Here is a 12,377-nt window from a genome sequence, read left to right on the forward strand (position 1 = left end):
GGGGCGGTGGAGTGGCTCGCCGCTCCACCCCGCGCCCTGACGGGACGCGACTCCGTGGACGCGGTGGGTGACACCGCCGTCCAGCGCGGCTGACGGAGTCGTGGGTTTTGCTGCGAGGTGAAAACGCCCCACGCTAGGCTCGGCGGCCATGAGCCCCACCCGAATCATCGTGCTCGCAGTCGGCGTCCTCGTCCTCGTGGGGGTCGTGCTGTTCTTCTCCGGCGGCTTTCTCTTTTTCGCCTTCCGGAACAGCTACGAAATCAAGGGCGGGAAGGTCTTCTACCACGCGGCCGGAATCGGCTTGTCCGAGGTGCTGGGCGCCGACGCCGAAACCTTCCGGGAGCTGAGGAGGGGCGCTCGCGGGTACGCTGAAGACAAGTACAGCATCTACTTCCATGAGCAGCGGCTCCCGGGCGCTGACCGGGACAGCTTCGAGGTGCTGCGCGAGACTTCGTACTGGTCGAAAGACCAGGACACGGTGTTCTACGGCGCCAGCGCCCTGCCGGGCGTCGACGCCGAGCACTTCCGGCTGCTGAGCGCCTACTACGGGACGGATGGCGTCGCCGTGTATGGCGTGGGGCGGCGCATGGAAGGTGTCGATGTCGCGACCTTCGAGCTGGTCGGCCAGGACGGGGCGATGGCGAAGGACAAGAACGCCTCCTACCGGCTGGAGGAGCGCGGCCGGATGGTGAATGGCGAATTCATCAGCGACGCGGAAGCGGCAGAGGACTCCCAGTAGACGACGAAGAGAGGAGCACGCCATGCACAGAGGATCCTGCCTTTGCGGGGCCATCACGTTCGAAGTCACGGGCCCCCTTCCTCCACCCAATGCCTGTCATTGCTCACAGTGTCGCAAGCAATCGGGACACTTCTGGGCCTCCACGGACGTCCCCCGCGCCGCGGTGACCATCCATGGCGCCGACAAGGTCACCTGGTTTCGCTCCTCCGAAAAGGTGCGGCGAGGGTTCTGCTCCACCTGCGGCTCGGTGCTCTTCTGGGAGCCGCTCAACAAGGACGTGGTGGCCATCGCCATGGGCGCCTTCGATTCGCCCACGGACACCCGGCTCGCGAAGCACATCTTCGTGGCCGACAAGGGCGACTACTACGAGTTGGGCGACGGCCTGCCCCAGCACGCACAATAGGACGGCGCATGCACACCCTCCCACGCCCCTTCGCCGCCCTCGTCGTCCTCGCCGCGCTCAGCGCCGCCGCCCAGGCGCCCTCGTCTCCACTGGGGCCCGTGTCGCCCACCACCGGCCTGGTGCTGCGGGACGACGTGGTGCGCGCGCTCATCCAGGAGAGCTCCGGCGACCGCATCCACGATGGGGTGCAGCGGCTGGCGCTGCTCGCCCGGGACAATCAGGGGGGCTACACCGAAGCGGCCGAGTGGACGAAGGCCGCCGCCGAGGCCGCCGGCTTGAAGGACGTGCGCCTGGAGCCGATGAAGGATGCGCCCCAGTGGCGCGCCGCGCGGGGCGAGCTGTGGGTGACGGGCCCCCACCGGTACAGAGTCACTTCCCACGCGGACCTGCCCATGTCGCTGGCGCTGAAGAGCGGCAGCTTCGAGGGCACGGGCCTGGAACTGGTCGATGTGGGCACCGGCGCTCGGGATGAGGAGTACGCGGGCAAGGACCTGAAGGGCAAGGTGGCGCTCACGCGCGGCCATCCCAGTGCCACCCTGCGCACGGCGGTGACGAAGCTCGGCGCGGTGGGCGTCGTCTCTTCCTACTCGACGCCTCCCTGGAACATGCCCCACCGCATGGACGGCGACTTCCCGGACCAGGTGGGCTGGGCCATCGTCCCGCCGGGCCTGGTGCCCCAGGGCGCGCGGAACCCCTTCCTGTTCATGGTCTCCGACCGCCAGGGGCGCGAGCTGCGAGCGCAGATGCGCACGGGCCCGGTGAAGGTGGACGTGAGCGTCGCCACCGAGGAGTACCCGGGGCACTACAGCATCGTCAGTGGCGTCATCCCCGGCACGCGCGCCGGTGAGGAGGTCGTCCTCACCGCGCACCTGGACCACTACAAGCCGGGGGCGGATGACAACGCCTCGGGCTCGGCCACCTTGCTGGAGCTGGTGCGCACGTACACCACGCTCATTCGCCAGGGCGTGCTGCCGCCTCCCGTGCGCACCGTGCGCGTGCTGTGGCTGCCGGAGTTCGAGGGCACCCGCGAGTGGTTCTCCCACCACGGCGCGGACCCCGTGCGGAGGGTGGCCCACTTCAACTTCGACATGCTCGGCGCGAGCCTGTCCCGCGTCCACTCCCGCTTTCTGGTGTCCTATACGCCGGATTGGAATGGCAGCTTCGTGAACGCGGTGTCCGAGTCCACCGTGGCCTTCATGAACCGCTTCAACGGGGTGACGTATCCGCCTCGGAAGGACTTCCGCATCGGCTCGGTCACCGGCTCCCAGGACCCGCTGGATGCCCATATGGACCGCTACAGTCGCGGCTCGGACCACCAGCTCTTCAACGACCACGGCATCCCGGGCGTGGCCTTCTCCACCTGGCCCGACGACGGCTACCACACCAGCGGCGACCGGCCGGAGAACGTGGACCCCACGCAGCTTCACCGCGCCGCCTTCGCGGGCCTGTCCTCCATCACCGTCGCCGCCTGGGCGGAGGGCTCCGGCGCGCTGGACCTGGCGCGACTGGTGGCGGTGCACGGTGTGCGGCGCGTGGCGGAGGACGAGTTCCGGGCCCGTCGCGACCTGGCCTCGGCCCCCGTCGCTCAAGTCGCGGGCACCTCCCGGCTGGCTCGCGCCGTGGTGCGCGCCGGCTACCAGCGCGAGCGCGAGGCCCTGCGCTCCTGCCAGCTCCTGGGTGCGCCAGCGACCGCCGTGCGCGCGCTGACCAGGACGCTGGAGACCTCCGAGGCCCAGGCGTTGGAGCGCGTGGAAGCGGACGTCAAGGCGCGCGGAGGGGCCTCGCGAGAACCCGCGCCCACCGAGGCCGAGCGCCGGGCCCGGGCCTTCGTCCCCCGCCGCGTGAAGGGGCAGGAGCTGGCGGCGTTCGACGAGTTGGTGACCAAGGCCAGCCCCGAGACGAAGCCCCGCGTGGCGGCCGTGCAGGCCGCGCTGAACGACGCGACCACCACCCTGCGAGAGCGCGGAGAAGGCGAGCTGCGCTTCTACCAACTGCCCGACGCCATCGCGAGCTACGCCGACGGCAGGCGCTCCGTGGCGGACATCCGCGACGCGGCCTATGCCGAGTACGGCTACGTCTTCCCCGTGGAGGCGCTGCTGGACCTCTTCGGGCTGCTGGAGCAGGGCGGCATCATGACGAGCGCCCGCTGAGGGCGGGCCTCGCGAGGAGCGGCACTTCCTGGTGAAGGACAGCCCGGGTGTGCCCGGCTCTTCATTCGCGGGGACGCCACGGCCTGTCGCCATGGCGGCGCACCCGGAGCTTCCGCGGGGTGTTGGCCACGGGAGGTTCACGGGTGGGCATCGCGGGGGCTCGAGGGTGGGACGCGTCAGAGGGGAGCGTTAGGGTCCCCTCGCGCTGGGCGGTTCGTCCCGGCATCACTCCTCGTCGAGGTCTTCTGATGCGTTTGCCTGTCCTGATGCGCGAGCTGCGCACCACCTCCGTTTGCCTCGTGGGGGCCTGCTCGCTGCTGACAGCCTGTGAATCCACCGACGTGCCGCCCCGGCCCATTCCTCGGGACACCTCGCCGCGCACGCTGACGCTGCTGCAGACGAGCGACCTGCACACGAACATCTTCCCGTGGGACTACTTCACCGGGAAGCCCGACGCGAAGCGCGGCGTCGCCAAGGTGGCCACGCTCATCAAGCAGGAGCGCGAGAAGAACCCGGACTGCACGCTGCTCGTCGACACCGGTGACACCATCCAGGGCACGCCACTCGGCACCTACTATGCCCTGGTGGACAACGCGCCCCGGCACCCCATGGCCGCCGCGATGAGCGAGCTGGGGTACGTGGCCATGGCCGTGGGCAACCACGAGTTCAACTACGGCCTCGACGTGCTCAACAAGTTCAAGAGCGAGGTCAACTTCCCCCTGCTCGGCGCCAACGTGCGCGACAGCGCGGACGGCTCCGAGGTCTTCACGCCCTACGTGCTCACCAAGGTCTGCGACGTGACGGTCGGCATCCTCGGCCTCGTGACGCCCGGCGTGGCGACGTGGGAGCGCGCGGAGAACATCCCCGGTCTGCGCTTCGATGACCCGCTGGAGACGGCGAAGACCTACGTGCCGAGGATGAAGCAGGCCGGCGCGGACGTGGTGGTGGTGGCCATCCACAGCGGCCCGGACAGGCAGCCCGTCGGCAGCGCGAGCAACCCTGACTCGTGGCTGGCCGACTACACGGATGACTCGAAGTGGGCGGACCGGGGCAACCTCCCCGGTGAGAACGAGGCCGTGCAGATTGCCCAGGGCGTACCCGACGTGGACGTGCTCCTCACCGGCCACACCCACCAGCCCATCCCGAAGATGCTGCTGAAGAACCCGCAAGGCCGCGAGGTCCTCCTCACCCAGCCCAACCGCTGGGGCAGCCACCTGGCGGACGTTCAGCTTCAGGTCACCTGGAACGGGGAGCGGTGGGGCGTGGACGCTCATGACGCCCGGCTTCACGTCGTGGACGACAAGGTCGCCGCGGATGCCGCCGTCACGCAGCTCACCCAGAACTACCACGACACTACCGTTGCTTACGTGAACCAGAAGATTGGCACCACCACCGCCCCGTTCCCCGGAGGCTTCGCGGGACGCTACGTCGACAGCCCCCTGGGGGACCTCATCAACATCGTCCAGGAGGAGGCCGCTCACGAGGCCGGCTTCGACGTGGACCTGTCCCTGGCCGCCCTCTTCACCAACGATGGGGCGCTGCCGGCCGGCGACGTCACCCTGCGCGACGCCTACAGCATCTACATCTACGACAACACGCTGTACGTGATGGAGATCAACGGCTCCATCCTCCGGCGCGCGCTGGAGATGAACACCCTCTATTTCGGCACGCTCGACGCGAGCAACCTGCCCGCGAGGCCCGAGGGCGCCAAGGCCACCTCGCCCGTGGTCGCCGACTACAACTGGGACCTCTACTCGCGCATCGACTACGGCTACGACCTGACGAAGCCCGCCGGCTCCCGGCTCACGCACCTGCGCTTCCAGGGCGCGGACGTCACCGACGACCAGGTCTTCATCGTCGCCATCAACAACTACCGCGCGGGCGGAGGAGGCGGGTACGCCATGTTCAAGGAGGGCCGCGTGCTCTGGACCTCCGCTGACGGCGTTCGCGACTACGTCGCCCGCTACATGCAGTCGCACCAGGGCCTGTCCCCGGAGGCGGTGAACACCTGCAACTTCTCCCTCGTGCCCGACCTCTACACCCCGTACTTCGCCTCCACGCTCGGCCCCGCGAAGTGCGGTCCCTCCGTTGGCCGCCAAGGGGGCGACCTCCGAGGCCCCGGACGGCTCCCCGGGCACCAGTAATCCCGGGCTGGCGGAGCTGGCAGACCGTCAGCAGGGGAAAACTTGGAACACAGCGGACGTTGGCTCGCTGCGTTGCCCCGTCCAGAAGTGAAAGAAGGGGCAGAAGCGTCATGGGTGACGTGCGTGGGGGTGGACATCTTCCAAGGCAGATGCTTAGGCTGCACCGTCTTGTAGGGTTGATACTCTGTGGGGCCGGACGGCGACTCTCCCTGTCCGCGATGAAAGAAGAACAAGGCAATGGCAACCGGTACCGTGAAGTGGTTCAACGATGCGAAGGGCTTCGGCTTCATCACCCAGGACGGCGGGGGCGAGGACCTGTTCTGCCACCACACGTCGATCCAGGCGGACGGCTTCCGCTCGCTGGCCGAAGGCCAGAAGGTGGAGTTCGATGTCGCCCGGGGCCCCAAGGGCCTGCAGGCTCAGAACGTTCGCCCGATCTAAGCCCATCGTCATCCTGACGACTTCGTGATTCACCCAGAGGGTCCGATCCATTCGTGGGTCGGGCCTTCTGTATTTTCCGGGCCCCGCGGTGTCCGCCCCGCGTGAGGGCCGCCGGCTTCGGCAAGATTCCAATCCATTGGCAGCGAGAGCGCGTGCGCGGACCCGCCGGTTTATGTCCCCGCTCCGGCCCAGGTGCCGCGCTCCTCGAAGGGACTGCCATGAAGCTCGCCTCGCTGTTTCCTCCACCCCCGTCGACGCTGGCCAGCACGGGGCTCCTGCTGCTCCGGGTCGTCGCCGGGGCCGCGTTCATGTTCCACGGCTGGTCGAAGATTCAGGACCCGTTCCACTGGATGGGGGCCGAGGCCTCCACGCCGGGCGTGCTCCAGGCGCTGGCGGCGCTCTCCGAGTTCGGCGGCGGGCTCGCGTGGATTCTGGGCGCGCTGGTGCCCCTGGCCTCCTTGGGAATCTTCTTCACGATGGCGGTCGCGGTGCACTTCCACGCGGTGATTCGGGGAGACCCCTTCGTCGGCCACACGGGCAGCTACGAGATAGCGCTCCTGTACCTCATCATCGCGGTGGTGCTGCTGACCGTGGGGCCTGGACGATTCTCTGTGGACGCCTGGCTGCGGAAGAGACTCGCCGGCGCTTGAGCCGCGGCCGCTCAGGTCGGTGAGCGCGAAGGTGGGGGACTCACCGGTGTTCCAGGTCCAAGTCACGGAGACGTGCGACAGGGGCACACGACTGTCTCGATGAACTGGCTCAGCGCCGCCGCCATCTTCCGGTGCGTGGCGGCGGACGGGTGCCAATCCTCGCCGACACCGTCGAGTTCGGGGACCTGCTCTGCCATCTCGTGGCGGTAGACCCGGGCATCCCCCTGTTGGTGACGTTCCGCCACGAGGTCGGAAATCCATTGGCCGACATGCACCGACGGCGGCCCGCCAGCCCCTTCGGCGTCCTTGTGGCCGTCCGTCATGCTGCCCAGCGTGCAGACGATGTGCGCCCGTGGGTGCAGCGTCCGCAGTCGCTCGAGGAAGGACCGGTAGGCGGACTTGAAGGTCGCTTCATCTGGAAGGTACGCGTCGGTGCCACTGCCGGCGAAGGTGTCGTTGGTGCCGGCGTTGACGACAATCACGTCGGGCGACTCGTGCGAGAAGTCCCACGGGACGGCCTGGTCCGGGACGGCGAACTCGTAGATGGCGGGCAGCAGTCCCAACGTCGACGCGTCCAGGTTGCGATACACCCCCCGGCCGGAATAGCAGAGGAGGACGGGCTCCGCGCCCAGCGCCAGCGCCGTGAGCCAGGCGTAGCTCCGCTGGGGATTCTGGTGCTTCGAGGTGAAGGTCGGCGCGCTCCAGGGCGGTGGCTGGGGGATGACGGTGACGTCGTTGCCGTAGCCACAGGTGATGGAGTCCCCGATGAACTCCATCCGGAGCCCCTCGCGTGCGGGAGGCTCATGAAGCTCGCCATGGACCTCCAGTGCCACCAGCTCGCTTGCGCCCACCGAGGACTCGGTGCGCTTGACGAGCTCCACCGTGTGCCGTCCCTCGTCCAGGCCGGTGGCGAGCTCATAGGTGAGCTGGCCGCGATGCACCGCGAGCTGCTGGGGCGGTGCTCCGTCAATCACGACATCGAAGAAGTTGGTCCCCGCATCGCCGCCCAGCCCCATGTCGTTGAGCTGCATCCGCACGGCGTCTCCCCAGAAGCTCGCGCGAATCGTGACTCCGGGGTGGGAGAAGACGACGCCGGTGGGGGCGCGGTACGACCGCCCGGTGTAGCGCAGCCGAGGGTCCGTGGCGGGAATGGTCACCCACGTCAGGGATTTGGAGGGAGGCGCTGGTGGTCTGCACGCGGCCAGCGTCAAGCCGAGGCCGAGGATGACTGCGATACCGCGCGGCGTATGCGGACTCATCCTCATGCCCTCGATGCGTACCACGGCGCGGGTGCAGGTGCCCTGCGGCCGCGCCGCGAGGCTCGACCCGCGCGACACGCGGGCCGAGGTTTCCTTGGGGCGACGCCGCTCAACAGTTCTCGGGGAGATACACGGCGAAGTCCGTCTTCTGTCCGACGACGCGCAGCGTATGGCCACAGCTGCAGTCCCCATGGCCGACCTGCACGCTGTAGGTCGCGTCGCTGTAGTACGTGACGAAGGAGAACCCTTCACAGAAGGGGAGCTCGTCCTCGCGCGTGCCCAACTGGGAGTCCTCACCCACGTTGTCGACACCGCCGCAGCCCGCCAGCATTCCGACCGCCAACAACCCACCCATGATGCTCTTGCGCATGATGAGACCCTCGGAGAGAGAAATTCTGGAATTTGAAGCCTTCCCAGGATAGCGAGCTTCCGCCTGGAGGGCACGTGTGAGGAGCATCGACTGCTGTGTCTTCCGCTCGGGTCAGGCGGGGCGCGGTCATTGCCTGCGCACCCTCCACTCCCCAGTCTCTTTTCTCCATGCAGCGGGGGGCCTCGCATGACTTCCAGGAAACACAATCACTCCACGCCGGACCGCACCGTCCTGCCGCCCGAGCCGTCTGCCTTCGGTGGGACGATTGGCGAGACCTACCAGGACTCCGTGCCCGACTGGACACCCGCACTCCCCCTGGTCGCGCCGGAGGGTGCGCCGAACGTGCTCATCATCCTCCTGGACGATGTCGGCTTCGGGCAGTTGGGGTGTTACGGCGGCCCCATCGAGACGCCGAACCTCGACACGCTCGCGAGCACGGGGCTGCGGTACAACAACTTCCATACGACGGCGCTCTGCTCACCCTCGCGTGCGGCGTTGCTCACCGGTCGCAACCATCACTCCGTGGGGCTCGCCGCCATCACCGAGGCGGCCACGGGTTTTCCTGGCAGCTACGGGTCGATTCCGAAGAGCGCCGCCACGGTGGCTGAAGTACTGAAGCAGAATGGTTACAACACCATGGCCCTCGGGAAGTGGCATCTCACCCCGTATACCGCCTACACCGCCGCGGGGCCGTTCGACCGCTGGCCGGTCGCCGTGGGCTTCGAGAAGTTCTACGGGTTCCTCGGAGGAGAGACCGACCAGTGGGCGCCGTTGCTGGTCCAGGACAATCAGTTCATCGAGACGCCCACGCGTCCGGGATATCACCTGACCGAAGACCTGGTGGACCGGACCATCACCTACATCCGGGACCAGCAACAGGCGAACACCGGGCGACCCTTCTTCACGTATCTCGCGCTCGGGGCATGCCACTCACCGCTCCATGCGCCCCGGGAGTTCGTCGACAAGTACCGGGGTCGGTTCGCGCAGGGCTGGGACAAGGTCCGCGAGGAGGTGCTCGCGCGGCAGAAGGTGCTGGGCCTCCTTCCCGAAAGCGCGCGACTGACTCCGCGAGACCCCGCGGTCTCCGCCTGGAGCGACTTGAGCGAGGCGCAGAAGGCGGTGTACTGCCGGCTCCAGGAGGCCTTCGCCGGGATGCTCGACCATGCCGACCACCACATCGGTCGCCTGCTCGCCGCGCTCGACGAACTGGGGCTCCGTGACAACACGCTCATCCTGGTCGCCTCCGACAACGGGGCGTCTCAAGAAGGGTTGGAGCACGGCGTCACGAATACGGACCGGTATCGGAATTTCAACCCGGAGACCGTGGAGGAGATGACCCTGCTCCTGGACCAGGTGGGCGGTCCCGAGACGGACCCGCTGTATCCGATGGGCTGGTCCCTCGCGGGGAACGCGCCCTTCAAGAAGTGGAAGCAGGACACGCATATGGGTGGCAACACCGATGCGCTCATCATCTCCTGGCCCGCGAGGATTCGAGCGCGGGGAGCGATTCGCAATCAGTACCACCACATCATCGATATCGTTCCGACCCTGCTCGAAGTGGGTGGGCTTCCCGAGCCCACGTCAGTCAACGGCGTCAAGCAGATGCCCGTTCAGGGGGTGAGCCTCGCCTATACGTTCGACGATGCGACGGCGAAGACGCGCAAGAAGGTGCAGTACTACGAGATGCTCGGCAGCAGGGCCCTGTGGTCGGACGGCTGGACGGCCGTGGCGTGGCACAAGAAGGGCACGTCCTGGGACGAGGACCGCTGGGAACTCTACAACACCGACGTCGACACGACGGAGTTCGACGATGTCGCCGCGAAGCACCCCGAGAAGCTCCAGCAACTGATTGCGCTGTGGGAGGTCGAGGCCAGGAAGTACCAGGTCCGGCCGCTCGACGACCGGCGCTATGAGCGTGCCGCGGACCCAGGGCGCCCCGTCGCCGCACTGCCCAGGGAGCGCTATACGTTCTACACGGGCACGTCGAACCTGCACCCGCTGGCGGGGCCTGCGCTGCTGGGCAAGCCGCACACCGTCACCGCGTTTGTCTCCCTCCCTGACGCTGGCGCGGAGGGGGTGCTGGCTTGTTTTGGCGGGGCGTTCGGTGGATGGACCCTGTTCGTCCAGGAGGGCCGGCTGCACTACGTCCACAACTACCTCAAGATCGAGGAGTACGCCGTGTCCTCGACCCGGGTGGTCCCAGCCGGGCAGCACAGGTTGGGGGTGCGCTTCACGCCGACGGGAAAACATCTCAAGCCGGACTTCTCCACGGGCGATGTGGTCCTGTTGATGGACGACGAGCAGGTCGGAGCGCTCAAGGGCATCAAGATGGGGGCGATGTACAGCGCCATGACGGGGTATGGCCTGCTCGTGGGGCGGAACACGGGCACGGCCGTCAGCTCTCGCTACCAGGTGCCGTTCGTCTTCACGGGGACGCTGGAGAAGCTCGTGGTGGACGTGAAGGGCGAGCGTGACGCGGAAGGAGAGCTGCGGCTCGCCTTCTCCCAGGAGTGAGGAGGAGGACCCTCCCCATGGCGAAGTCGGTTCAGCGTTTGGGCTTGTAGCGCAGCCAGAGCAGGTCGCCGGTGCGCTTCTCGAAGGAGACCCGCTTGAGATGGCGAGTGGGTCCCTTCCCCTTGCGTGCATCGAAGAGCGACGGGGTGCCGATGGAACCATCGGCGATGGGCGCCACCAGTACGCTCAGCTCGTCGATTGAAATCCGGCCAGTCATCCACGCATGGGCGCTTCACTTCACGCATCCGCGGTGTCCTCGCGAAAAGGCCGGGGTCGCTGCTCCCCGGAGTATTGCTGAGCGCCTGTGCTGGCGCGTGGGACGCGGTGATTCAGCGGCCTGTCGTCTTCTCCAGCGCCTCCGGGTAGCGCGCACCCTGCACGGTGATTTTCGAGGCCGCGTCCCGGAGCTCGTGAAGGTCCTGCGCCGTCAGCTCGATGCGGGCCGCGCCGAGGTTCTCCTCGAGGCGGTGCAACTTCGTGGTGCCTGGGATGGGGACGATCCACGGCTTCTGGGCGAGCAGCCACGCGAGCGCAATCTGCGCCGGTGTCGCCTGCTTCCTGGCGGCGACCTGGGTCAGCAGGTCGACCAGGGCCTGGTTCGCCTTCCGGGCCTCGGTGGTGAAGCGCGGGACGATGTTGCGGAAGTCGTCCTTGGCGAAGGAGGTCGTCTCGTCGATCTTCCCCGTCAGGAAGCCCTTACCGAGCGGACTGAAGGCGACGAGGCCGATGCCCAGCTCCTCGAGGGTCGGCAGCACGTCCTCCTCCGGCCGTCTCCACCAGAGTGAGTACTCGTTCTGCAGCGCCGTGACGGGCTGGACCGCGTGCGCCCGACGGACAGTCTGCGCACCGGCTTCGGAGAGCCCGAAGTGCCTCACCTTGCCTTCACGAATCAGGTCCTTCACCGCGCCCGCGACGTCCTCGATGGGCACGTTCGGGTCCACACGGTGCTGGTAGAAGAGGTCGATGACCTCGACCTTGAGCCGCTTGAGCGAGGCTTCGGCGACCTGCTTGATGTGCTCGGGCCGGCTGTCCATGCCGGCCTGCTTCCCGTTCTCATCGAGCCTGAACCCGAACTTGGTGGCGATGGCCACCTGCTTGCGGAAGGGCGCGAGCGCCTCGCCCACGAGCTCCTCGTTCGTGTAGGGACCATAGACTTCGGCGGTGTCGAAGAACGTGACGCCCTTCTCGACGGCCGCCCGGATGAGCGCAATCGCTTGCTGCCGGTCCATCGCAGGGCCGAAGCCGAAGCTCATGCCCATGCAGCCAAGTCCAATGGCCGAGACTTCCAGGTCGCTCTTCCCAAGTCCGCGCTTCTTCATGGCGCTACCTCCCGTGGGTCTTTCGGAGCCCCTGCCTGGCCGCCCGCTCGCGCGATGCCCGCGACGACGGCCTCGAGCCGGTCTGTCCGACGCGCGCCGGGGGTCAGTTCGGGTCTGCCGCACCCTGTTCACGAAGAAAGGTAGGCCCCGGGTCCTGAGTGGACCAGGCGCGCCGAAGCCCATGGGCTTGTAAGGCCTGATTGATAATGCGGCGGGGCTGCCTCGCGGGCACCGGGCGTCCGATGACGGCAGCATAGGGGGCTCGCCGTCTCCTCGTCAGCATGGGGGCGCGCCTCCCGGGGTGACAACTCCACCATGCAGGGGAGGCACCACGGGCCGTGCATGCCGCGAAGCGGCACGTTTGAGCGCTGCACAGAACGCGAGGAAG

At 67.8% G+C, this 12,377-nt stretch carries 10 protein-coding genes and 1 pseudogene; 7 read left to right on the forward strand and 4 right to left on the reverse strand.

Translation table 11 applies throughout. The features are described from left to right. The first annotated feature begins 148 nt into the window (after window positions 1-148). The 6 genes from HR086_RS01670 (at window position 149) to HR086_RS01695 (ending at window position 6,527) form a co-directional block, all read left to right on the forward strand. Complete coding sequence (locus HR086_RS01670; RefSeq protein ID WP_174464654.1) at window positions 149-739, forward strand: DKNYY domain-containing protein; 591 nt, start codon at window positions 149-151, stop codon at window positions 737-739. Between the two features lie 22 nt (window positions 740-761). Beyond that, complete coding sequence (locus tag HR086_RS01675) at window positions 762-1,142, forward strand: GFA family protein (RefSeq protein WP_174464655.1); 381 nt, start codon at window positions 762-764, stop codon at window positions 1,140-1,142. A gap of 8 nt (window positions 1,143-1,150) precedes the next feature. After that, a complete protein-coding gene (locus HR086_RS01680) occupies window positions 1,151-3,292 on the forward strand; it encodes a M28 family peptidase (protein WP_174464656.1) in 2,142 nt (713 codons plus the stop codon). A 248-nt stretch (window positions 3,293-3,540) separates the two neighbouring features. Further along, window positions 3,541-5,436: a bifunctional UDP-sugar hydrolase/5'-nucleotidase gene (locus tag HR086_RS01685; protein WP_174464657.1), complete on the forward strand. Its 1,896-nt coding sequence runs from the start codon at window positions 3,541-3,543 to the stop codon at window positions 5,434-5,436. A gap of 237 nt (window positions 5,437-5,673) precedes the next feature. Then, the gene (locus HR086_RS01690) at window positions 5,674-5,877 is read left to right on the forward strand and encodes a cold-shock protein (RefSeq protein ID WP_141640366.1); all 204 of its coding nucleotides are present in this window, start codon (window positions 5,674-5,676) and stop codon (window positions 5,875-5,877) included. Between the two features lie 218 nt (window positions 5,878-6,095). Beyond that, complete coding sequence (locus HR086_RS01695) at window positions 6,096-6,527, forward strand: DoxX family protein (RefSeq protein ID WP_174464658.1); 432 nt, start codon at window positions 6,096-6,098, stop codon at window positions 6,525-6,527. A gap of 62 nt (window positions 6,528-6,589) precedes the next feature. Here the strand turns inward: HR086_RS01695 and HR086_RS01700 are convergent, their stop codons facing one another. Both HR086_RS01700 and HR086_RS01705 read right to left on the reverse strand, forming a co-directional pair. Then, window positions 6,590-7,786, reverse strand: coding sequence for an SGNH/GDSL hydrolase family protein (locus HR086_RS01700; protein ID WP_254626135.1), 1,197 nt, complete (start codon window positions 7,784-7,786; stop codon window positions 6,590-6,592). Between the two features lie 109 nt (window positions 7,787-7,895). After that, window positions 7,896-8,156: a hypothetical protein gene (locus HR086_RS01705; protein ID WP_217441645.1), complete on the reverse strand. Its 261-nt coding sequence runs from the start codon at window positions 8,154-8,156 to the stop codon at window positions 7,896-7,898. 186 nt (window positions 8,157-8,342) lie between these two features. Between HR086_RS01705 and HR086_RS01710 the strand changes: the two genes are divergently transcribed. Further along, complete coding sequence (locus tag HR086_RS01710) at window positions 8,343-10,670, forward strand: arylsulfatase (protein WP_174464659.1); 2,328 nt, start codon at window positions 8,343-8,345, stop codon at window positions 10,668-10,670. Window positions 10,671-10,701: 31 nt separating this feature from the next. Here HR086_RS01710 and HR086_RS01715 read toward each other — a convergent pair. Continuing rightward, a pseudogene (locus HR086_RS01715) lies at window positions 10,702-10,869 on the reverse strand (deaminase); the annotation flags it as partial. A gap of 130 nt (window positions 10,870-10,999) precedes the next feature. Further along, window positions 11,000-11,989 (reverse strand): aldo/keto reductase, encoded by a 990-nt coding sequence (locus HR086_RS01720; protein WP_174464660.1) that lies wholly within the window; start codon window positions 11,987-11,989, stop codon window positions 11,000-11,002. Window positions 11,990-12,377: the final 388 nt, after the last annotated feature.

Source organism: Myxococcus sp. CA039A, from assembly GCF_013336645.1.
Lineage (GTDB): Bacteria > Myxococcota > Myxococcia > Myxococcales > Myxococcaceae > Myxococcus > Myxococcus llanfairpwllgwyngyllgogerychwyrndrobwllllantysiliogogogochensis.